Source organism: Achromobacter sp. K91 (assembly GCF_003576205.1).
Lineage (GTDB): Bacteria > Pseudomonadota > Gammaproteobacteria > Burkholderiales > Burkholderiaceae_B > Achromobacter > Achromobacter aegrifaciens.
This window is the reverse complement of sequence record NZ_QWFB01000032.1, coordinates 58,751-77,942: the sequence shown is the minus strand read 5'-3', so window position 1 is coordinate 77,942 and position 19,192 is coordinate 58,751. Positions and strand designations below refer to the sequence as shown.

General features: G+C 65.9%; 21 protein-coding genes and 1 tRNA gene. 12 read left to right on the top strand and 10 right to left on the bottom strand.

What is annotated here, in order from left to right:
• The first annotated feature begins 91 nt into the window (after positions 1 to 91).
• Positions 92 to 841 carry a class I SAM-dependent methyltransferase gene (locus DXK93_RS15420; RefSeq protein ID WP_119450526.1) on the top strand — a complete coding sequence of 250 codons (750 nt, stop codon included), beginning with the start codon at positions 92 to 94 and terminating at the stop codon, positions 839 to 841.
• Positions 842 to 877: 36 nt separating this feature from the next.
• Here the strand turns inward: DXK93_RS15420 and DXK93_RS15415 are convergent, their stop codons facing one another.
• The 3 genes from DXK93_RS15415 to DXK93_RS15405 all read right to left on the bottom strand — a co-directional run bounded on the left by DXK93_RS15415 (position 878) and on the right by DXK93_RS15405 (position 2,961).
• Positions 878 to 1,570, bottom strand: a complete 693-nt coding sequence (locus DXK93_RS15415) for a cytochrome b/b6 domain-containing protein (RefSeq protein WP_054451104.1) — start codon at positions 1,568 to 1,570, stop codon at positions 878 to 880.
• A gap of 84 nt (positions 1,571 to 1,654) precedes the next feature.
• Positions 1,655 to 1,936 carry a hypothetical protein gene (locus DXK93_RS15410; protein ID WP_054451105.1) on the bottom strand — a complete coding sequence of 94 codons (282 nt, stop codon included), beginning with the start codon at positions 1,934 to 1,936 and terminating at the stop codon, positions 1,655 to 1,657.
• Between the two features lie 665 nt (positions 1,937 to 2,601).
• Positions 2,602 to 2,961 (bottom strand): hypothetical protein, encoded by a 360-nt coding sequence (locus DXK93_RS15405; RefSeq protein ID WP_119450525.1) that lies wholly within the window; start codon positions 2,959 to 2,961, stop codon positions 2,602 to 2,604.
• 90 nt (positions 2,962 to 3,051) lie between these two features.
• On the opposite strand from DXK93_RS15405, the gene DXK93_RS15400 reads away from it, so the two are divergent.
• From DXK93_RS15400 to DXK93_RS15380, 5 genes are all read left to right on the top strand, one after another.
• Positions 3,052 to 3,567 (top strand): GNAT family N-acetyltransferase, encoded by a 516-nt coding sequence (locus DXK93_RS15400; RefSeq protein WP_119450524.1) that lies wholly within the window; start codon positions 3,052 to 3,054, stop codon positions 3,565 to 3,567.
• A gap of 155 nt (positions 3,568 to 3,722) precedes the next feature.
• Entirely contained in the window at positions 3,723 to 4,436 is a 714-nt protein-coding gene (locus tag DXK93_RS15395) for a DUF3053 family protein (RefSeq protein WP_119450575.1), read from the top strand.
• Positions 4,437 to 4,490: 54 nt separating this feature from the next.
• Positions 4,491 to 5,582, top strand: coding sequence for an AI-2E family transporter (locus DXK93_RS15390; protein WP_054451108.1), 1,092 nt, complete (start codon positions 4,491 to 4,493; stop codon positions 5,580 to 5,582).
• A gap of 117 nt (positions 5,583 to 5,699) precedes the next feature.
• The gene (locus DXK93_RS15385) at positions 5,700 to 5,921 is read left to right on the top strand and encodes a hypothetical protein (RefSeq protein WP_054451109.1); all 222 of its coding nucleotides are present in this window, start codon (positions 5,700 to 5,702) and stop codon (positions 5,919 to 5,921) included.
• A gap of 243 nt (positions 5,922 to 6,164) precedes the next feature.
• Positions 6,165 to 7,739 (top strand): diguanylate cyclase, encoded by a 1,575-nt coding sequence (locus DXK93_RS15380; protein WP_054451110.1) that lies wholly within the window; start codon positions 6,165 to 6,167, stop codon positions 7,737 to 7,739.
• Between the two features lie 11 nt (positions 7,740 to 7,750).
• On the opposite strand, the gene DXK93_RS15375 is transcribed toward DXK93_RS15380, so the two are convergent.
• Entirely contained in the window at positions 7,751 to 8,023 is a 273-nt protein-coding gene (locus DXK93_RS15375) for a hypothetical protein (protein ID WP_054451111.1), read from the bottom strand.
• Positions 8,024 to 8,177: 154 nt separating this feature from the next.
• Here DXK93_RS15375 and yddG point away from each other — a divergent pair, with 154 nt between their 5' ends.
• Positions 8,178 to 9,086, top strand: coding sequence for an aromatic amino acid DMT transporter YddG (yddG, locus tag DXK93_RS15370; protein ID WP_054451112.1), 909 nt, complete (start codon positions 8,178 to 8,180; stop codon positions 9,084 to 9,086).
• A 29-nt stretch (positions 9,087 to 9,115) separates the two neighbouring features.
• Here the strand turns inward: yddG and DXK93_RS15365 are convergent, their stop codons facing one another.
• A complete protein-coding gene (locus DXK93_RS15365) occupies positions 9,116 to 9,307 on the bottom strand; it encodes a hypothetical protein (RefSeq protein WP_054451113.1) in 192 nt (63 codons plus the stop codon).
• A gap of 262 nt (positions 9,308 to 9,569) precedes the next feature.
• Here DXK93_RS15365 and DXK93_RS15360 point away from each other — a divergent pair, with 262 nt between their 5' ends.
• The 3 genes from DXK93_RS15360 to DXK93_RS15350 all read left to right on the top strand — a co-directional run bounded on the left by DXK93_RS15360 (position 9,570) and on the right by DXK93_RS15350 (position 11,235).
• Complete coding sequence (locus DXK93_RS15360; protein ID WP_119450523.1) at positions 9,570 to 9,818, top strand: hypothetical protein; 249 nt, start codon at positions 9,570 to 9,572, stop codon at positions 9,816 to 9,818.
• Positions 9,819 to 9,947: 129 nt separating this feature from the next.
• Positions 9,948 to 10,139: a hypothetical protein gene (locus tag DXK93_RS15355; RefSeq protein ID WP_119450522.1), complete on the top strand. Its 192-nt coding sequence runs from the start codon at positions 9,948 to 9,950 to the stop codon at positions 10,137 to 10,139.
• A gap of 187 nt (positions 10,140 to 10,326) precedes the next feature.
• Positions 10,327 to 11,235 (top strand): hypothetical protein, encoded by a 909-nt coding sequence (locus DXK93_RS15350; protein WP_054451116.1) that lies wholly within the window; start codon positions 10,327 to 10,329, stop codon positions 11,233 to 11,235.
• 84 nt (positions 11,236 to 11,319) lie between these two features.
• On the opposite strand, the gene DXK93_RS15345 is transcribed toward DXK93_RS15350, so the two are convergent.
• From DXK93_RS15345 to egtD, 3 genes are all read right to left on the bottom strand, one after another.
• Positions 11,320 to 11,396: transfer RNA gene (locus tag DXK93_RS15345), tRNA-Met, on the bottom strand.
• Between the two features lie 125 nt (positions 11,397 to 11,521).
• Positions 11,522 to 12,838 (bottom strand): ergothioneine biosynthesis protein EgtB, encoded by a 1,317-nt coding sequence (gene egtB, locus DXK93_RS15340; protein ID WP_054451117.1) that lies wholly within the window; start codon positions 12,836 to 12,838, stop codon positions 11,522 to 11,524.
• Positions 12,839 to 12,873: 35 nt separating this feature from the next.
• Complete coding sequence (gene egtD, locus DXK93_RS15335) at positions 12,874 to 13,851, bottom strand: L-histidine N(alpha)-methyltransferase (RefSeq protein ID WP_054451118.1); 978 nt, start codon at positions 13,849 to 13,851, stop codon at positions 12,874 to 12,876.
• Positions 13,852 to 14,271: 420 nt separating this feature from the next.
• On the opposite strand from egtD, the gene DXK93_RS15330 reads away from it, so the two are divergent.
• The gene (locus DXK93_RS15330; protein WP_054451119.1) at positions 14,272 to 14,607 is read left to right on the top strand and encodes a YqjD family protein; all 336 of its coding nucleotides are present in this window, start codon (positions 14,272 to 14,274) and stop codon (positions 14,605 to 14,607) included.
• A gap of 68 nt (positions 14,608 to 14,675) precedes the next feature.
• On the top strand, positions 14,676 to 16,103 hold the full coding sequence (locus DXK93_RS15325; RefSeq protein ID WP_119450521.1) for a phospholipase D-like domain-containing protein: 1,428 nt from the start codon (positions 14,676 to 14,678) through the stop codon (positions 16,101 to 16,103).
• An 18-nt stretch (positions 16,104 to 16,121) separates the two neighbouring features.
• Here DXK93_RS15325 and DXK93_RS15320 read toward each other — a convergent pair whose 3' ends face one another.
• Together DXK93_RS15320 and DXK93_RS15315 are read right to left on the bottom strand one after the other, a co-directional pair.
• Positions 16,122 to 17,792, bottom strand: coding sequence for an FMN-binding glutamate synthase family protein (locus DXK93_RS15320; RefSeq protein WP_119450520.1), 1,671 nt, complete (start codon positions 17,790 to 17,792; stop codon positions 16,122 to 16,124).
• Between the two features lie 84 nt (positions 17,793 to 17,876).
• Positions 17,877 to 19,103, bottom strand: a complete 1,227-nt coding sequence (locus DXK93_RS15315) for a YeeE/YedE family protein (protein WP_119450519.1) — start codon at positions 19,101 to 19,103, stop codon at positions 17,877 to 17,879.
• Positions 19,104 to 19,192: the final 89 nt, after the last annotated feature.

The window sequence follows — 19,192 nt, the reverse complement described above, 5'->3', positions numbered from 1 at the left end:
GGCGCCAGCGTAACCGTTGGCGCTTTTTTTTATGGCGTTGCCGAGCGTGAGTCCCTGGGATTGCGCGTCGGTCCCGCGCAGGGGAGAGGGGATGAAATCCTTTGATGAACTGGTGGCAGAGGCCGACGCCGCCGATGTCAGCGGGTGGGGCTTCGGCTGGCTGACGGGGCGCGCTTCCGAGGAGCGTCCGCCGTGGGGCTACGCCAGGCTGCTTGCGCAGCGACTGGCCACAGTGCGGTCGGCGCTGGACCTGGATACGGGCGGCGGCGAAGTGCTGGACGAGGCTCCGTACTTTCCACCGACGATGTGCGCGACCGAAGCCTGGCCGGCCAATGCCAGGAAAGCGCATGAACGCCTGGCCGCTCGTGGCGTGCGGCTAGTGCAGACTGCGCCGGGCGCTGGCTTGCCGTTTGCCGATGCGTCGTTTGAGCTCGTGACGTCCAGGCATCCCGTGAGCCCGGCCTGGGCAGAAGTCCGCCGGGTTCTCGAGCCGGGCGGGTGTTACTTCGCCCAGCACGTGGGGCCGGCTTCGGCCTTTGAACTGATCGAGCATTTCCTGGGGCCTTTGCCGGCAGAGCGGCGCCTGCGGGATCCGCAGGATGAAGCGGCCGCCGCAGGGGCCGCGGGACTTGCGGTGACGGACTTGCGCACGACCCGTTGCCAGATGGTGTTCCATGACGTCGGCGCCGTGATCTGGATCCTGCGCAAATGCGTGTGGTGGGTGCCCGATTTTTCGGTGGCGAGGTATCGCGATGCCCTGCTGGCGCTGGATCAGCGGATGCGCCGGGGAGAGCCGTTCGTGGCCCATTCGACGCGGCACTTGATCGAGGCGCGGCGTTGAGTGGGCCGCAGCGCTGTTTTCGCGCTGCGTGAGCCGTCAGGAAAAAGACATGTCGGCCGCGACTTCCAGCGACCGGATCCACAGTACCAGGACCGTGACACAGGCGCCCAGCACCAGCGCGCGCAGCCAGACAGCGAAACCGTCCTGCGTGGGGGGCGTGCCGGCGGGCACGTCCTTGGCATCGACCTTGCCGGTGATGATGGCGCGCACCAGGCGCTTGCGGCGCACCAGCGCGTACCAGAGCACAGCTGCAATATGAAGGGCGACCAGGGCCAGGATGACCCACTCGTTCAGCTTGTGCCAGGACGTCATGGCGGCGGAAATGGATTCGCTGACGTGGCCGAACAAGGGGCCCTGCGTCATGATGTCGTCGGTGGTGAACAGGCCGCTGAGCGCCTGGAAGCCGATGACCAGCAGCAGCGCCAGCACCGATAGCGCGCCCAGCGGGTTGTGGCCTGCGGGCGCCGCGGCGCCCTTCAGATAGCGGGCCACGGCCGCCGGGCCGCGCACGAAGTGCGAGAAGCGGGCGTAGCGCGGGCCGACGAATCCCCACAGCAGGCGAAACAGGATCAGGCCCAGCGCCGTACAGCCGAAGCGCACGTGCCAGTCCATGTACAGGCCGCCCAGCTTCACGCTGACGAACGCGCCGACGATGCAGACGACGAGCGCCCAATGGAAGAGGCGGGTGGGAAGGTCCCAGATGTGGACCGCGAGACGGTTGTTCTGCATGGTGGGATCGCCAGGGCTGTATTGCCGGGGACTTTATCACGCACAAATTGCCCCGTTGCTGGCGCAACGGGGCGGGGTACCGCTTCAGTGAGTGGCGCTGCGCACCGGTTCGATGCGATGCACGTGCTCATGGCGGAAGCGGATGCGCTGGCCGGGGGCCTTTTGCGCGGGTGCGCCGCAGGGCACGACTTCCGTCGTGTAGGTGGTCGTGCCATCGATGGGCGCGTTGTAGATGACCGTGGCGCGGATTTCCGGGCCATTTGCGGGCTTCAGGTAAACGATGTCGCCGATATGGATCGGCATGTTGTCCAGCGTGGTATGGGCCGGGCGTCGGATCAGGTCCGAAGTCGTGAAACGAGTATTCATGGTGTTTGTTCTCTTGGTTTCTAGTTATGGGAAAAGCCGCGTCTGGTCACGTGGCGCGCAGCATTCCTGCCGCGCGCCGCTGCCAGCCGTATCGAATCGGACAGGCGTGTCGTGACACTAACGCATATTTGCCGCCGTCCTTTTGCGCATTCTCATGTTTTGCGCGCACGGCCAGGCGGCGCAATGCTGTCCATCAGTCCGGGACAGCATCGTTTCGGGCTGCGCGATGCGCAAACATGCGCAAAGCATGCGTGCGGACGTGCGCGGCCCGAGGGTTCGTGCAGGACAGGCAGGCCCTGCTGATTGCGGCGCGGTTATCGGTAATCGTCGCTTGCGCGTGTTGTAAGCGCCGCTGATTGTCTTGTTGCTTCTTGCCAAGCCGGACTGGCGGTTTGGTGAAGGCGTCTTGTTCCAGGCCGCAATCCGGATTTGCGGTTTTCGCAAATGGGACGGGATGCTTGGGCTTGGATGTTTTCGAGGGTCTGCTTCGGCGTCTGGGGAGGGGCTGATGTACAGGCCTCAGTGCCAGCGCCGTCGTTTATCACCGCGTTTTTTGTATGGAATTTGGCGAAAACGGCAGAACTCAACCGGTAATATTACAGGCAGTTGATGCTTTTGGCAAGTGTTTTGTGGTAGGGAGGAGACTCCTCCCCCGTCCTTGGCCTTTAATGGGTTGCCGGGCGAGCCTGGCGCTGGGCTTCGATGATGAGGCCTTCCAGGCGCGGCGACATGCGCAGCGCCACTTGCGCGCTGGTCTGGCCGTCCGGCTGGTTTTCGGTTTCCAGGGCGAGTTCGATGCGCTCGTTGTCGAAGGCTTCGGGGGCGGCCTGGATCTCCACATAGCGGGCCAGCAAGGCGTCGACCGCCTTTTGCGCGTCGGCCAGCGCCTCGTCGGACAATTGCCCAGGACTCAGGTACTGGTTGACCACCCGCGCCAGATCGGTCATGAAGAACAGCAGGGCGGCCGCGCCGCGGCAATCGGGATGGGCAAAGCCCCAGGTATCGGAGGTGGCGTTTTGAGTCATGTCTTGGGGCTGAGCTGTGTTGCAGGGCCGTAATGGCGGAAAACGCCATTTTATGGGATCGGACTACAGGCCCGCATCAGGCATACTGCCATGCCTATGATCAGACTCGCACGACCTTCAGACCTGGCCAGCCTGGCCGATATCGAACGCTCCGCCGCGCGGCGCTTCCTGGGCACGCACATGGCGTGGGCCGCTGGCGACGATACGGCGCCGCACGCCGAGCTGGCGCAGGCGCAGGCGGCCGGATTGCTTTGGATCGCAGAAGGCGAGGGCCAAGCCGCAGGCTTTGCGCTGACCCGGTCCATGGATGGCGATCTCTACCTGGCCGAAATGGCGGTAGCGCTGCCGTGGCAGGGGCGCGGCCTGGGCCGGGCGCTTCTGGCCGCCGTGTGTGCGCATGCCCGCAATGCCGGCTGCTACCGGTTCGTGGTGCTGACCACCGACCGCGAACTATCCTGGAACAGGCCGTTTTATCTGCGGCAAGGTTTCGTCGACGTCACGACAGGGGAACTCTCGCCCGGGTTGCGGACGCGCCTGAGCCATGAGGCGGCCATGGGTTTTGATCCTGCCCGCCGCTGCGCCATGGCGTATCCCCTGGAGCCATGATGCGGGCGGCGCACCCTGTGTCAACACGCTTCGATAGCAACAAAATCCGCCCGCTGGCAGCGTCGGAAAGCGCCTTCGGGATAATCTGCCGGAGGGCGGCCGCCCGGTTCGCGGGCGGCGCCGGTTTCGCGAACCCGCATGCAAGGAGGATGGGCATGGCATTGCTGCGAGCTTGCCTGCTGGGCCTGGCGATGGCATCGATGCTGTTTCTGTCGGCCTGCGTCAACAAGGAACCCCAGGAGCGGGCCGCCTTCATCCAGCTGCTGCAAAGCCGGATGAACAGCGCGTCGCTGCTGCCCATCGGCAGCCTGAGCGAACCTGAAAAGGAGGCCATCGGCGGCTATGCCGATGCCTATGAGGTCATCGCCGATTTTCAGGAAATCCTGACGCAGGCAGCGGCGTCCATGCGTGACGCGTCGGAAGCCGAGACCCTGCGTTCCGTGGCCGATATCGTGGAACGGCGGGACCGCCTGGAGGCCGCGCGCAAGACGCTGGCCGAGCAGGCAGCCGAGGTGCAGCGGGCCCAGGCCAAGGCGGATAAGGCGCGTGCGGCGCTGGCGCTCCCGGCCGATCTGGCGCCCGTCTACGACGGTGTTTATGACGAAGCCGTGACGGCGCCCGCGGCCGAGGTGTTGGATGCCGCGGCCGCCATGGACGCGGTGGCGCGCGATGCGCTGGGCGTGGCGGATTTCGTCGCCGCCCATGCGCAGGACATCCTGCTGACGGACGGGCAGGCGCGTGTCGCCACGCCCACGCTGCAGCAGGAGCTGAACCTGCGCCTGCAGGGATTGAACGCGCAGTCGGATGTTCTGGAGCACGCGCGCGCGGCCTTGCGCCAGGCTGCCGGGCAGCCGCAGGACGCCCGCTGAACGGCGCTTTGTACAATGCGGGTCTCGCGGCGTCAGCCGAGCCTGGGACGTAATATGAGCGAATCTTCCAGCATGCACTACAGAACCTTTCTGCTCCTGCTGGTGGTGGTCACCATCGCATTCGGCTGGTTGTTGTGGCCTTTCTACGGCGCTGTTTTCTGGGGCGCTGTCCTTGCCATCATCTTTGCGCCGCTGCAGCGCCGGCTGGTGGCGCGCATCGGCGGACGGCGCAACCTGGCCGCGCTGATCACCTTGCTGCTGGTGCTGCTGCTGGTGATCCTGCCGCTCATCGTCATCAGCGGATCGCTGGTGCGCGAAGGGGCGAACCTCTATCAGAGCGTCAAGTCCGGGCAGATCAACTTCGGCGACTATTTCCAGCAAGCCATGGCGGCTTTGCCGCCGTCGGTGCATGATCTGCTGTCGCGCTTCGACCTGGCCGACATACCGAGCCTGCAGGAAAAACTCAGCGCGGGCGCCATGCAGGCCAGCCAGTTCCTGGCGACCCAGGCCTTGAACATAGGGCAGGACACGTTCCAGTTCGTGATTAGCTTCGGCATCATGCTGTACCTGCTGTTCTTCCTGTTGCGCGACGGCCCGCAGCTATCGGCGCGGCTCAAGCGCGCCATGCCGCTGAGCGACACGCACAAGCAGCATCTGCTGCGCAAGTTCACCACCGTGGTGCGCGCCACCGTCAAGGGCAACGTCGCGGTGGCCGCGGCGCAGGGCGCGCTGGGCGGCATCATCTTCTCGATCCTGTCGATCCAGGGTGCGCTGCTGTGGGGCGTGATCATGGGCTTTCTGTCCTTGCTGCCGGCGATCGGCGCGGGGTTGATCTGGGCTCCGGTCGCGATCTACTTCCTGTTGACCGGGGCCACGATCAAAGGCGTCGTGCTGATCCTCTTCGGCGTGCTGGTCATCGGCATGGTGGACAACGTGCTGCGCCCCATTCTGGTCGGCAAGGACACCAAGATGCCGGACTATGTGGTGCTGATATCCACGCTGGGCGGCATGGCTTTGTTCGGCCTGAACGGTTTCGTGATCGGCCCCTTGATTGCCGCGCTGTTCATGGCAAGCTGGGATTTGTTTGCCCCGCCGGTGGAAGGATTCGCGGACGACGCCGCAGACAAGTCGCGCGCCCGAAAGTAGGCGCGGCGGATCGCCCGCCAGTCCGTCCGTTGCAAGACGGGTGTATGGTGTAGCAGGCCGGCTTCCATCGGGGCCGGCCTGTCGTATCAACCTCGACTTTTCGGGAGCGCGTCGGACATGGAATGGAAACTGCATCGATCGGGCTGGATCGAAGAACGCAACTTCGACATCGAATTCGCCGAGACGCCCGACGGCTACCACGCCCGGGTGCGGGTCTTCGGATTCCCGGTGCTGGAAGACACCAAGCATGTGTTTCCCAATGAGGCGCTGGCTGAAAAAGGGGCGCTGACGCTGCTCAAGACCCAGTTCACCGGCACCCCGGATCTGGAAGACCGGTAGACGTACCCGGCGGCGCGCCTCTGTAGTAAATTGGGGACGCGCCAGTTACGCCACATCCGTCTTGACGCGGCGAGGGGATTCCCATGGCGCGGATTGTGCGATTGCGAACTTCTGCAATAATTTCTGACGTTCGTTCGTCCTCTGGCCGTGGGCCGAGCGGAGCGTATCGGGAGGCGCATGGGTCCAGAGGTGTGGTTTCGATCGGCAGGCCGACGTTTGCGGACGTCGCAAGGCGAGGCCCCCGTGGCTGACGCCGAGAGCCTGGCCGTCGCGCGGACGCGTCGGCCGCGCCGCTATTCCATGCGCACGGGCCTGCTCACACTCGTGTTCGCGTGTATCACGCCCGCGCTGGTCATGGCGTCCGTGGCGGTCTACGAAAGCTACGTCATCCAGAAAGAGCGGATCTTCCGCGACACGATATTCCTGGCGCGCAATCTCACCGCGATTCTCGACCGCGAGCTCACCGGCGTGGAGGCCGGCCTGCAAATGCTGGCGTCGTCGCCAGATCTCGTCGCCGGCGATCTGGCCGGTTTTCATCGGCGGGCGCGTGAATCCGTGCGTTTCCAGATCATCGACAGCTATGTCCTGACCGACAAGGATGGCCGCCAGTTGATCAATACGTCCGTGCCGTTCGGCAACGCCTTGCCGCCGACCGGCGCGTCCGCCGAGCTGGCCCACGTTTTCCAGACGCGCACGGCGGTGCTGACGGGGCTGTTCACCAGCAGGGTCAATCAAGGCCCCCTGATTGCGCTGGGCGTGCCGGTGCTGCGCAACGGCGAGGTCGCATACAGCTTGAACGTTGGCATCCTGCCTGAACGCATCGGCAATCTGCTGGGCAGGCGCGCCCTGCCGGACGGCTGGGTGGCAGCCGTGCTGGACGACAGCGGCACGATCCTCGCGCGCACACGAGACACCTCGAAATTCGTGGGCCAGAAGGCCGTTCCCGAACTGGCGCGGGCGGTGCAGCAGGAAAGCGAGGGCTCGCTGGAAACCATTACCAAGGAAGGCACGCCCGTCTACACCGCCTTCAGCCGCTCGTCGTTATCCGGCTGGACGGTTGCCGCCGGCGCGCCGATGAGTCTGCTGACCACGGATCTTTACCGCTCCATCGCCTGGATTGCCCTGGGCACCTTGCTGGCCTTCGGCCTGGGCTTGCTGCTGGCCTTGCGGTTGGCCAGCCGCCTGACCTCGTCCGTGCAGAGCCTGGTCGCGCCGGCGCTGGCGCTGGGCAAGGGGCATGCGGTGACGGTGCCGGGCACGCGCGTCAAAGAGGTTGCGGAAGTGGGCGGCGCCCTGGTACAGGCCTCGCGCATGCTGACGCATGCCCAGCACCTGGCGCACTACGATCCGCTGACCGGCCTGTGCAACCGCGTGCTGTTCAACGAATTGGTGCTGCGCGAGCTGGCGGTGGCGCAGCGCAGCGGCGAATCCTTCGCCATCCTGGCGATCGATCTGGACGGCTTCAAGGCGGTCAACGACCTGCATGGCCACGCCGCCGGCGATGCCGTGCTGCAGGAAGCGGCGGAGCGCATGGCTGACGCGATCCGCGTGTCCGACGTGGCGGCGCGGCTTGGGGGCGATGAATTCGCGGTCCTGCTGCTGGGCGCGGACAAGGAAAACGCCGGGCATGTCGCGCAGGCGCTGGTCGAAAACCTGTCCCTGCCGTATCCCGACGTCACTGTCGCCGTGTCAGCCAGCGTGGGCATTGCCGTGTATCCGCAATCCGGCGTCACCGTGCGCGAATTGCTGGAGCGCGCGGACCGGGCGCTGTACAAGGCCAAGGGACAGGGCAAGCGCAGGGTGGAGGCGGATCAGTAGCTCCGCGCGCCTCAGGACTCGGAGAGCGGCGGCGCCAGGGCGGTCAGGACTTCGCCCGATTTCAGCCTGTACCGGTTCCGATCCAGCGGCAACACCAGCTCCCCCTCGGTGGTGCGGTGTATGTAGCGGGCCGCGTCAGGCCGGGCCGCGTCAGGCCGGGCCGCGCTAGGCCGGGCCGCGGCTGTTCCCGGCATTTCCGCCCGCAAGAACACCTCAATCCGGTAGAGCCGGCCCGATTCCGTGCTGGCCAGCACGTCGCTCAATCTGCGTGTGGATATGGTCATGCGGCGCTTGCTCCTTTTTCTGCATTGTTCCGGCGGGCATTCTGAATATGGGGGGGGGCTGGCTTCATTGCAAGGCGGAGCGCCGCCGCGGGACGTGCGGCTTTTCGCTAAACTGCCCGGCTTGACGCCCCAAGGCGGGCAATCGGAATCGGTAATGCAACTCTCCCTGAGCCGGAACACGGCGACTTCACTGGGCTTGCTGGCGGTGCTGCTATGGGGCACCGTGGTCGGCCTGATCCGCAGCGTCAGCGAAAGCTTTGGGCCGGTCGGCGGCGCCGCGCTCATTTACACGGCGGGTTCGGCGTTCCTGGTGCTGCTGCTGGGCTTTCCGAAGCTGCGGACCTTTCCGCGTTCCTATCTCATCGTCGGCAGCCTGCTGTTCGTTGCCTACGAGATCTGCCTCTCGCTCTCCCTGGGATTCGCCGCCAATCGGGGGCAGGCGATCGAGCTGGGTATCGTCAACTATCTCTGGCCCTGCTTTACCGTGATTCTGGCCATGCTCATCAATGGCCAGCGCGCCAATGCGTGGGTAGTGCCCGGCATACTGCTGTCGCTTGCCGGCATCGTCTGGGTCCTGGGCGGATCCGGCGGGCTATCCTGGGAGCGCACCCTCGCCAACGTGTCCAGCAATCCCCTCAGTTATGGGCTGGCCTTCAGCGGCGCCGTGATCTGGGCCGTCTATTGCAACGTCACGACGCGATTCGCCGATGGCAAGAACGGCGTTGCCTTGTTCTTCATGCTGACCGCGCTTGCCCTGTGGATCAAGTACCTGTCGGGCGCCGAGCCTGCGTTGGCCTTCACGTGGCCCGCCACGCTGGAGCTGCTGGTGACCGGCGGCGCCATGGCAGCGGGCTATGCGCTGTGGAACGTAGGGATACTCAAAGGCAACCTGACCTTGCTGGCCACGGCGTCCTACTTCACCCCGGTGTTTTCAACATTCTTTGCCGCCGTGTGGCTGTCGACCCGCCTGACCGCGTCGTTCTGGCAGGGCGTGGCCATGGTGACCGCCGGGTCGCTGCTGTGCTGGGCCGCAACGCGCGGCAAAGCCGCCCGGGGCGCGTAGCCCCAGGCGCATGCGTTGCAATGATGGAATTATTCGATCAGCACGGTCTGCGCGACCGCGTATCCGAGCGGAATCAACAAGAGTGAAGCAAACAAGGAACTGGTAATCGCCGCCGAGATTCTCAGCCAGGGTTCGGACCCTGCGCTTTGAACCGTTTGAATCACCAACGCGACGATACCCACAACCATCAAACAGCTGATAACCACTGCTACATAAGTCATGTTGTCTCCGTCCTCGCCTGATTAAAGGGATGCGGCTGCCGCTGAGCGGTCTAGATGTTTGTATTGATTGTGCGCCTGTATTGGCGCAACCGGCCCTAGGGTTTTCCTGACGCAATGCGCGGTTTGTGGTGTTTTTGCTGCGGGGTGTGCAGCATGAATTCATGTGCGGTCGCAGCATTCATGGCCGTGTCGCCAGCGCCGGGTTTGCGCCGGCGCGTCTTGCGCTACGATGGCGGCGTCGAGTCACGTTAAAGGCCGCCCCATGCCGCAACTGCGCCCAGGCACGCGCGCCACGTTGCAAGTCAGGCAATTGATGCCGGGAGAATTCGCCTGGATCATCACCTTGTTTGATCCCGAATCCGGCAATGTGCGCAGCACCAATTATTCGCCCAGGCGTTATGCCAGCCAGGACGAAGCCTCCGCCGCGGGCAAGGCCGCCGTCGTTGAGTTCCTGGGCAGCGGCGGGCAGAAAGCCGCCGAACCGGCCAGGGAAGGCAAGAGCAAATCCTGACCCCGCCGGCTGCGCACGCCTGAAAGCCCTCGCACAGAGGGCTTTTTTGCATTCCCGCGCAACGGGCCGGGAATGCGGTTTGCTGATGGGACTGGGCGGCGCGCCTGGCGCCGCTTTCAGGAGCAAGCCATGTCCCAGTCCATGCATCGCGAACCCGGCGGGGGCGACCCGCCCGAACCCGACGATCCCGCCTTTCCCAGCAATCCGCCGCCGGACGACCCGCCGCTGGATCCGACGCGGCCGCGCAGAGATCCCGACGTCATCGATCCCGTGCAGCCGCCGCCGAATCCGCGCGCGCCCGGCACGATCGACCTGGCCTGAGCGCTGCGCGCAACGCGCAGGACATCATCCAAGGAGGCTTTATGCGTTCCATCTTGCTGTGGCTGTTGGGCGTGCCCATTCCCATCATCATTCTGCTGGCGCTTTTTTGGCATTGACCCCAGAGGTTTTCCGCCGCGGCGGCACGTATTCGAGCAGCCGCGATGAACCGTGAACAAGGAACAGATCCATGGAAAACGCAACTTCATTGAGCCAGCCCTATCCCGGCGGCGTGCCGCCGAGGGAGTCCGCCATCTCCGCCGTATCCTGGGCCGCGGTGATCGCCGGGGCGGTCATCGCCGCAGCCCTTTCCCTGGCATTGTTCGCTGGCGGCACCGGGCTGGGCTTTCTTTCTGTTTCACCCTGGAGCGGCGAGGGCGCGACTGCGCCTGCAATAGGCATCGGCCTCATCGTGTGGATGCTGGCCACGCAGATCGTTGCCTATGGCATCGGCGGCTACGTCGCGGGGCGGCTGCGCACCAAATGGGTCGACGTGCACTCTGACGAGGTTTACTTCCGCGACACAGCGCACGGCTTTCTGGTGTGGGCGTTGAGCGCGGTCGTCAGCGCCGTGTTGCTGGGCGCTTCCATCGCGGCCTTGGCTTCGGGCGTCGCCAAGGCGGGCGCAGCCGTTGCGGCCGGCGCCGGCACCGCTGCGACAGCCGCCGCTGCCGCGGGCGGGAGCGAGGGAATGTCGCAGATGCAGGGCTATTTTTCAGACGCCTTGCTGCGTTCCGAACGGCCCGACGCCAGCGCCGACCGCAACGGCGCGAGAGTAGAGGTGGGCCGCATCATGGCGATGAGCGCGGCGCGCGGCTCGATGACGGGCGAGGACCGCGACTATGTCGTGAAGGTCGTGGCTGCGCAGACCGGCATGGAGCCGGCGGCGGCGCAGCGCCGCGTCGAACAGGCCGTGCAGAACATGAAACAGGCTGCCGACGACGCCCGGCAAAAGGCCAAGGAGGCCGCAGACCAGGCCCGCAAGGCCGCGGCAGCATTCGCGCTGTGGGGCTTCGCCTCGATGCTGATCGGCGCCTTCGTGGCCAGTCTGGCGGCGACCTGGGGCGGGAGGCGGCGCGACGCGGTGCGGTTGCCCTGAAGATAGGGGGCTTCGAATGCGCCGAGATCGGGCGCCACAACGAAAAAGCCCGGAGCCACCAAAGTGGTTCCGGGCTTTGAATCTTGGTGGCGCATCCCTGATTCGAACAGGGGACCTGCGGATTATGATTCCGTCGCTCTAACCGGCTGAGCTAATGCGCCATTTCGATTAATCCCTGGATTTGCGTCACATCTGTGTCGCAATCAGTGATCAACGAAGAACGAAATTCTAGCACGAAATTTTTGATGCGTGCAAGCGATCAGCGATCAAATTTTAAAGAAACGCCTCAGGCGTCTCGCGCCAGCCGGATGCCCGAGAACTGCCAGCGGGCCTCGGGCGGGAAAAAATTGCGGTAGCTGGGGCGGATGTGGTCCCTGGGCGTGGCGCAGGAGCCGCCTCGCAAGACGTACTGGTTGCACATGAACTTGCCGTTGTATTCACCTACCGCGCCGTTGTCGGGTTTGAAGCCGGGGTAAGCGTCGTAGGCGCTGGAGGTCCATTCCCAGGCGTCGCCGAATAGTTGCACGGGGCCGCCCGTGCCGTTGCGCGCAGGGGCCGGGCGCGTGTCCAGGTGGCCGTTCTCCAGCATGTTGGCGCGCCCGGCCAGCGCGCCTTCGGGCAGTTGGCGGGCGGCATGTTCCCATTCGGCTTCGCGCGGCAGCCGCACGCGCGCCCAGCGGGCGTAGGCATCGGCCTCGAAATAGCTGACGTGCGTGACCGGCGCCTGCAGTTCGAGTTCCTGCATGCCGCGCAGCGTGAAGATGCGCCAATCGTCGCGCTGTCCTTCCCAGTAGAGCGGCGCGCGCCAGCCTTCAGCGCAGACCATGTCCCAGCCCAGCGACAGCCAGAGTTCGGGCCGCTTGTAGCCGCCGTCCCGGATGAAGGCCAGGTACTCATGCTGGGTCACCAACCGGTCGGCCAGGTAGAACGGGGCCAGCAGCACGTCATGGGCCGGACCTTCGTTGTCGAAACCAAAGCCATTGCCGTCATGGCCGATGCGGGTGATGCCGCCGGCATAGCGCGTCCAGCCGGCGGGTGTGGAGGGCGGCAGTGCAGGCGGGCCGGGTGCGACGTAGGCCGGCTTGAGCGGGTTGGCCGACAGCATGTGCTTCAGGTCGGTCAGGATCAGCTCCTGGTGCTGCTGCTCATGATTCAGGCCCAGTTCCAACAAGGCGTCGAAGGCAGGATCGTTGCCGCCTAGCCGCGAGATCAGTTCATGCATCGCGCCGTCCACATGCCGGCGGTAGTGCTGCACTTCCGTCAGCGCGGGACGCGACAGCAGGCCGCGGCGCGGACGCGGATGCTTGGCGCCGACGGCGTTGTAGTAGGAGTTGAACAGCATGCGGTACTGCGGATGGAAGACCGCATAGGACGGGTGAAAGCGTGTCAGCAGAAAGGTCTCGAAGAACCAGGTGGTGTGGGCCAGATGCCATTTGACCGGGCTGCAGTCCGGCATGGATTGCACCTGGCAATCCTCGGGACTCAGCGGGGCGGCCAGGGCCGTGCTGGTCGAGCGCACCGCGTCGTAGCGGTCGTGCTGGCCCGCCTGGCCGGCAGCGTAAGGTCCGGTGGCAGGGTGAGTCAGCAGGCACGCAGGTTCCATGGCGATCCTCCAGTGGCGTTGAGGGCAGGCCCGCGTTATGCGCGGGCGCTGAAAATCGAGAACCAGCCGCGGGAATCCGACCAGTGCGCGACGTCGCGGTAGCCGGCGCTTTGCAGCAGGTCGGCGAAGGCTTGGGGAGTGAACTTGTAGGAGTTTTCAGTGTGGATGCGTTCGCCGGCGCCGAACGCGCGCGCGCCGCCTGGCCAGGCTACGCGCACTGCGCGCAACGCTTCCAGATGCATTTCGATGCGCGAGTCGGCGCTGTTGAACAGCGCCACATGGCGCCAGTCGTCCACGTCGAAATCGGCGTCCAGCACGCTGTTCACGTGCCGCAGCAGGTTCAGGTTGAAGGCCGCGGTCAGGTGCAGCGCATCGTCGTAGGCGGGCTCCAGCACTTGTTTGGGCTTGACGCGGTCCACGCCGACCAGCAAGCCGCCGCCCGCGCACTGTCCGCGGATTCGCCGCAGCATGGCGTGCGCGTCCGCGGGGCTGAGGTTGCCGATGCTGGAGCCGGGATAGAAGAACAGCCGCTGTTCGGCAGGAATGCTGGCCGGCAGAGCCAACGCGTGCGTGAAGTCCTGGCCGATGGCGGTGATTTGCAGGTCAGGGTAGGACAGCTGCAGGCGGCGCACTGCCGCTTGCAGGTAGTCGGCCGAGATGTCGATGGGCACGTAATGACGCGGACGCAGGCTGGGGAACAGGCGTTCAGCCTTGACGCAATCGCCCGCGCCCAGGTCGATCATCGAGAGCACCGGTCCGACGTGGCGCGCAATATCGGCGCCGTGGCGCTGGAAGATCTCGGACTCGCAGCGCGTCGGGTAGTACTCAGGGAGCTGCGTGATGGCGGTGAAGAGCGCCGAACCCAGCGCGTCATAGAGGAACTTGGGATCGATGTGCGCGTGGCGCGCCACCAAGCCTTCGTGCAGTTCAAGCTGCTCGGCGCTGGGAGGCTGCGACTCTTGCGCGATGAATTTCGGCGCGGCGGGGGCAAACAGTGCGGAAGGCGAAACCATGCGTCCTGTTCCTTTTCTGTCGTCGGGACGGCCCGTCGCCGGGGCGCCTCGGATGGGGCGGCTGGCGGTCGGGAGGCGCGGCGTTGGGAGGCTCAGACCAGGCGGTTCTGGCGCATTGCAAAAGTCTATTGTGGCCGTCGGGGCGGGGCTGGTGTCAAGCGCCAAGCCGCTGAATGCAATGGACTTTTACGAATTTGGAAGAGGCTTGCGAGGAGACCGGCCACCGGGCGTCGCAGCGGATACACGCGATACTTTTGCTTGCGTTGAAATATCGGTTTACGGCTGGTTGCCAAAGCTCGGGCGGGGTCGGGCGATGGCGGTCACAATGGCATCTTGCGTTGCACAGGCACGTGAATGCGGCGTGTTGCATCGCATCAGGCGGCCCGACTCCGCGAGGCCCGACAATTACAAGGAGCGACCATGAACCGAAAGCATCAACGCGCCGAAATGGCCCTGCACCGTGAACGGGTGAGCGACAGCTTCCACGAATTGCTGGCGGGTACGGAAGACCTGCTGCGGTCGACGGCGTCGTATACGGGCTCCGAGATCGAGTCGGCGCGAGCTCGCCTGAAGCGCCAATTGGCCGACGCGCGCGAGTCCGCCGGCGATTGGGAGGGCGCGGCGCGGGAACGCGCGCGCCGCGCAACCGCCTATGCTGACGAGTACGTGCATGAACATGCCTGGAAGTCGGTGGGCGTAGCGGCGCTGGTGGGCGCCTTGCTAGGCTGCCTCCTGGCCTCGGGCGGCCGCCGCTAAGCCCTGACGCCATGAAGCCGCCCGGGGCTGCGCGCCGGTCGGGATTGCGGCGGGATTGGTGGCCGTGGATGGCCCGCGCACGCCGGCTCCTGTTGCCGCTGGTGTGCGCGGTCTTGCTTGCGGCCTGCGCCAGCGTTCCTGACTCGCAGGAGCGCCGCGCGCGCGCATCGCAGGCCAGTCTGTCGGCCGACGCGGCGTCAGACAGCTATCGCCGCGGGCAGGGCATCGCCGCCGATCCGCGGACTCCCAAGAGCGATTTTCTCGCGCGTCACCTTGCTGTCGAGCAGGCAGTCAGCGGCGCGCCATTGGTGGCCGGCAACCGTGTCCGGCTGCTGGCGGACGGCCCCAGCACCTACCGCGCCATGCTGCAGTCCATCGCGCAGGCCCGCCGGTACGTGCACATGGAAACCTATATCTTCGATGACGATGCCGAGGGTTCGCGCTTTGCCGAAGCCCTGATTGCGGCGCGCAACCGCGGCGCCGAAGTGTCCTTGATGGTCGACGCGGTCGGCACGATCAAGACGCCCGATGCCTTGTTCCAGCGCCTGCGCGATGCGGGCGTACAAGTCGCGATCTTCAATCCGGTCAACCCGGCGAGCGGCCGTGCGGGCTGGTCGCCGAACCAACGCAACCATCGCAAGGTGCTGGTCGTGGACGGCAAGGTCGGCTATCTGGGCGGCATCAACGTGAGCAGCGTCTACGAGTCCTCGCCAGGATCTGGATCAGGTTCGGGTTCGGGCTCGGGGTCGGGGTCGGGAAAGGGCGCCGGCAAAGCCGATTCACCGGCAGCCACAGACGCCAAGGCGGCGCCCTGGCGCGACACGCATCTGCGCATCGAAGGGCCCGCAGTGGCCCAGCTGGAGCAGGTCATCCGCGCGGGTTGGGAATCCCAGTCCAAGGAGCCGATCAAGGGGGGCGATTCACAGGTGGCGCCGCCCGTGGGTGCAACGACGGTGCGGATACTGGCCAATCAGCCGGACCGCAGCGATGGCTACACCGTGTACCTGACGCTGATGTCGGCGTTTGAAAGCGCGCAGGAATACATCCATATCACCATGGCGTACTTCGTGCCGGATCCCGCCTTCATCGAAGTCCTGACGGACGCGGCCCGGCGCGGCGTCGACGTGGCGCTGGTGTTGCCTGGCTTCAGCGACTCGTCGCTGGTGTTCCATGCGGGACGCTCGCACTATACGGACCTGCTGCGGGCCGGCGTGAAAATCTACGAGCGGCGCGATGCGCTCTTGCATGCCAAGACCGCGGTGGTGGACGGCGTGTGGTCCACGGTGGGGTCCAGCAATCTGGATTGGCGCAGCTTTGCGCTGAACTACGAAATCAATGCCGTAGTGCTGGGGCCTGAATTCGCGGCCGAAATGGAGGCGCTGTTCCAGCGCGATCTCGCCGAGTCGGTGCGGATCACGCCCGAGACCTGGCAGGCCAGGGGCGTGGGTGACCGTTCGATGGAGTTCTTCTCGCGCATGTTCGAGCGCTGGCTGTAGTGCCTGGCGCCAGCCGGATCAGACCTGTGCGGCGGCCGGCGTGGCATGGGCGGCATGTTCTTGCGCCAATGCGGTTGTGATGTCGTGGGTAGGCTGGAACGAACTGGCCTGGGCCATGGCCCAGCCCGCGCGGAACACCTGGTGGCGGAATTCTCCGCGCAGCAGTTCGCCGGGCGCGAGTTCCGGGAACAGGGCCGACAGCAGCCGGATTTCGCTGGAGGAGATGCGGCGCGCGATATGGTGCGGGCGCAGCTGGCCGGGGTGGGTCAGGCCGGCCGCGGCAAGCAGTTCCGCCAGTGCATGCAGCGTGTTGCGGTGGAAGTTCGCCACGCGCTGCGCCTTGTCCGGCACCACCAGCGCGCGCTGGCGCAGCGGGTCTTGGGTCGTGACGCCGGTGGGGCATTTGCCGGTGTGGCAGGCCTGGGCCTGGATGCAGCCGATGGCGAACATGAAGCCGCGCGCGGCGTTGCACCAGTCCGCGCCCATGGCCATGACGCGGGCCATGTCGAAAGCGGTGATGATCTTGCCGGACGCGCCCAGCTTGATGCGGTCGCGCAGGTTCACGCCGATCAGCGTGTTGTGGACCAGGCGCAGAGCCTCGCGCAGCGGCGTGCCGACGTGGTCGACGAACTCCACGGGCGCGGCGCCGGTGCCGCCCTCGGCCCCGTCCACCACGATGAAATCCGGCGTGATGCCGGTTTCCAGCATGGCCTTGACGATGGCGAACCACTCCCAAGGGTGGCCCACGCAGAACTTGAAGCCCACCGGCTTGCCGCCGGACAGTTCGCGCAGGCGCGCCACGAACTTCATCAGGCCGATGGGCGAATCGAAGGCGGAATGGGTGGCCGGCGAATTACAGTCCTGCCAGGCCACGACGCCGCGCGCTTCGGCGATCTCCGGCGTCACCTTGCCCGCGGGCAGGATGCCGCCATGGCCGGGTTTGGCGCCTTGCGACAGCTTGATCTCGATCATCTTGACCTGCGGCGTACAGGCATTCTTGACGAAGGCCTCTTCGGAGAAAGCGCCGTGTTCGTCGCGGCAGCCGAAGTAGCCAGAGCCGATGTTCCAGACCAGGCCGCCGCCCGGCTGGCGGTGATAGCGGCTGATGCCGCCTTCGCCGGTGTCGTGTGCGAAGTTGCCCTGGCGCGCACCTTCGTTCAGGGCCAGGACGGCGTTGGCCGACAAGGCGCCGAAGCTCATGGCCGACACGTTGAACGCGGACATGGAGTAGGGCTGCTTGCATTCGGGGCCGCCCACCGTGACGCGGAAGTCGATGTCGGGGATTTGCGACGGCGACATGGAATGGTTGATCCATTCGTAGCGATCGCCGTAGACGTCTTCCTGGGTGCCGAAGGGACGCTTGTCGATCTCGCGCTTGGCGCGCTGGTAGACGATGGAGCGCTGCGCGCGCGAGAACGGCGCGGCCTGAGTGTCGTCTTCCAGGAAGTACTGGCGGATCTCGGGCCGGATGAATTCGAACAGGAACCGCAGATTGCCCAGGACCGGATAGTTGCGGCGGATGGCGTGGCGTGTCTGTGCCAGGTCATAGACGCCCAGCGCGGCCAGCAGCGTCAGCGGCACGGCCAGCCAAAGCCACCAGGGCGAGCTGGTCGCGGCCAGGGCGGCGGTGATTGCGGCGCCGATCAGGGTCAGTAAAAAAGCCGTGTAGCGGCCGAAAATCCAGCTCATGTCCATCTCCGTATTTCGGGATGGAGCAACCATACACCAGGAGCTGTCCCCCTGTGCCGGCGGACAGTCCTGGAATACTGTTTCTCAGCAGCTGGACGCCGCCGGGGTCTTTTCGACGGCGAGGCCGAAGGCCGGGCGCAGGCGCACGCCCAGGGCGCTGCCGGCGAAGGCGGCCGGCAGCCACAGCCAGGCGTGCAGGCTGCCCGACAGGATGCCGCTGAAATAGGCGCCGATATTGCAGCCGAAGGCCAGGCGCGAACCATAGCCCAGCAGCAGGCCGCCGATGACGGCGCCGGCCAGCGAGCGGGCCGGCACCTTCCAGATGGGGGCGAACTTGCCGGCGGCGCTGGCGGCGGCAAGCGCGCCCAGCATCAGGCCGATGTCCATGACGGTGGTGACGTCCTGGCGCAGCGGCGCGGCCAGCGAGGGCTGCTTGGCCCAGTAGGCCCAGGTGGCCACGTCGCCGCCGAAGGCGTCCAGGGTCTTGGCGCCCCACAGCGCAAAGGCGGAGGTGATGCCCCAGGGGCGGCCAGCCAGCGCCAGCGTGGCGAAGTTCAGCACTACCAGCGCCACGCCGCCCCAGATCAGCGGCCAGGGGCCTTGCAGCAGGGACGCCGGGCGCGCGGTACGCGAGGCGAACGAAATCACATGGCCGTGGCGGCGCTTCTCCAACGCCGTGGCTGCCCACGCGATCAGCGCGAACACGGCCAGGTTGATGGCCAGCGCGGGCGCCAGTCCCCAGGTCTTGATCAGCGAGGTCGGCGCCAGCGCCGGCAGGTTCGACCACCAGCCGAAGTTGGCGGTCGCAATGACCGAGCCGATGATGAAGAACAGCAGCGTGACCACCATGCGCGTGTTGCCGCCGCCGACTGCGAACAGCGTGCCCGAGGCGCAACCGCCGCCCAGCTGCATGCCGATGCCGAACAGGAAGGCGCCCAGCAGGACAGAGACTCCCGGGGGCGACACGAAGCCGCTGACGGGTTGGCCGAACAACGTGCCGGCTGCCAGGAAGGGGAAGAACAGCAGCACGCCTGCGGCCAGCATCAGCATCTGCGCGCGCAGCCCCGCGCCGCGGCGATCGGACACGAACACGCGCCAGGCCTGCGTGAAGCCGAAGGAGGCGTGGTACAGGGTCACGCCCAGCAGCGCGCCGACGACCCACAGCGCGCCCTGGCGCCAACTGACGGTCTCATGCAGGTACAGGGCGCCTGCCAGCACCAGCAGCACGGCGATCCACAGCGGCTTGCGGTTGATCTGGATGGGCGGCAGGGCCGAGGTAGGCAGGGGGAGAGTCGAGGCGTTGGTGCTCATGGGCGAGTCCCGGGATCTTGATACGTAAGAAAGCAAAAACGGGCGCGCGCAGGCACCCGTGTGATGTTTGAAAGTCTAAAGCGGTGGAC

Bases quoted from the DNA above. Each gene is read 5' to 3' on its own strand.
- DXK93_RS15420 (WP_119450526.1), top strand. From the start codon at position 92: ATGAAATCCTTTGATGAACTGGTGGCAGAGGCCGACGCCGCCGATGTC.
- DXK93_RS15415 (WP_054451104.1), bottom strand. From the start codon at position 1,570: ATGCAGAACAACCGTCTCGCGGTCCACATCTGGGACCTTCCCACCCGC.
- DXK93_RS15410 (WP_054451105.1), bottom strand. From the start codon at position 1,936: ATGAATACTCGTTTCACGACTTCGGACCTGATCCGACGCCCGGCCCAT.
- DXK93_RS15405 (WP_119450525.1), bottom strand. From the start codon at position 2,961: ATGACTCAAAACGCCACCTCCGATACCTGGGGCTTTGCCCATCCCGAT.
- DXK93_RS15400 (WP_119450524.1), top strand. From the start codon at position 3,052: ATGCCTATGATCAGACTCGCACGACCTTCAGACCTGGCCAGCCTGGCC.
- DXK93_RS15395 (WP_119450575.1), top strand. From the start codon at position 3,723: ATGGCATTGCTGCGAGCTTGCCTGCTGGGCCTGGCGATGGCATCGATG.
- DXK93_RS15390 (WP_054451108.1), top strand. From the start codon at position 4,491: ATGAGCGAATCTTCCAGCATGCACTACAGAACCTTTCTGCTCCTGCTG.
- DXK93_RS15385 (WP_054451109.1), top strand. From the start codon at position 5,700: ATGGAATGGAAACTGCATCGATCGGGCTGGATCGAAGAACGCAACTTC.
- DXK93_RS15375 (WP_054451111.1), bottom strand. From the start codon at position 8,023: ATGACCATATCCACACGCAGATTGAGCGACGTGCTGGCCAGCACGGAA.
- yddG (WP_054451112.1), top strand. From the start codon at position 8,178: ATGCAACTCTCCCTGAGCCGGAACACGGCGACTTCACTGGGCTTGCTG.
- DXK93_RS15365 (WP_054451113.1), bottom strand. From the start codon at position 9,307: ATGACTTATGTAGCAGTGGTTATCAGCTGTTTGATGGTTGTGGGTATC.
- DXK93_RS15360 (WP_119450523.1), top strand. From the start codon at position 9,570: ATGCCGCAACTGCGCCCAGGCACGCGCGCCACGTTGCAAGTCAGGCAA.
- DXK93_RS15355 (WP_119450522.1), top strand. From the start codon at position 9,948: ATGTCCCAGTCCATGCATCGCGAACCCGGCGGGGGCGACCCGCCCGAA.
- DXK93_RS15350 (WP_054451116.1), top strand. From the start codon at position 10,327: ATGGAAAACGCAACTTCATTGAGCCAGCCCTATCCCGGCGGCGTGCCG.
- egtB (WP_054451117.1), bottom strand. From the start codon at position 12,838: ATGGAACCTGCGTGCCTGCTGACTCACCCTGCCACCGGACCTTACGCT.
- egtD (WP_054451118.1), bottom strand. From the start codon at position 13,851: ATGGTTTCGCCTTCCGCACTGTTTGCCCCCGCCGCGCCGAAATTCATC.
- DXK93_RS15330 (WP_054451119.1), top strand. From the start codon at position 14,272: ATGAACCGAAAGCATCAACGCGCCGAAATGGCCCTGCACCGTGAACGG.
- DXK93_RS15325 (WP_119450521.1), top strand. From the start codon at position 14,676: ATGGCCCGCGCACGCCGGCTCCTGTTGCCGCTGGTGTGCGCGGTCTTG.
- DXK93_RS15320 (WP_119450520.1), bottom strand. From the start codon at position 17,792: ATGAGCTGGATTTTCGGCCGCTACACGGCTTTTTTACTGACCCTGATC.
- DXK93_RS15315 (WP_119450519.1), bottom strand. From the start codon at position 19,103: ATGAGCACCAACGCCTCGACTCTCCCCCTGCCTACCTCGGCCCTGCCG.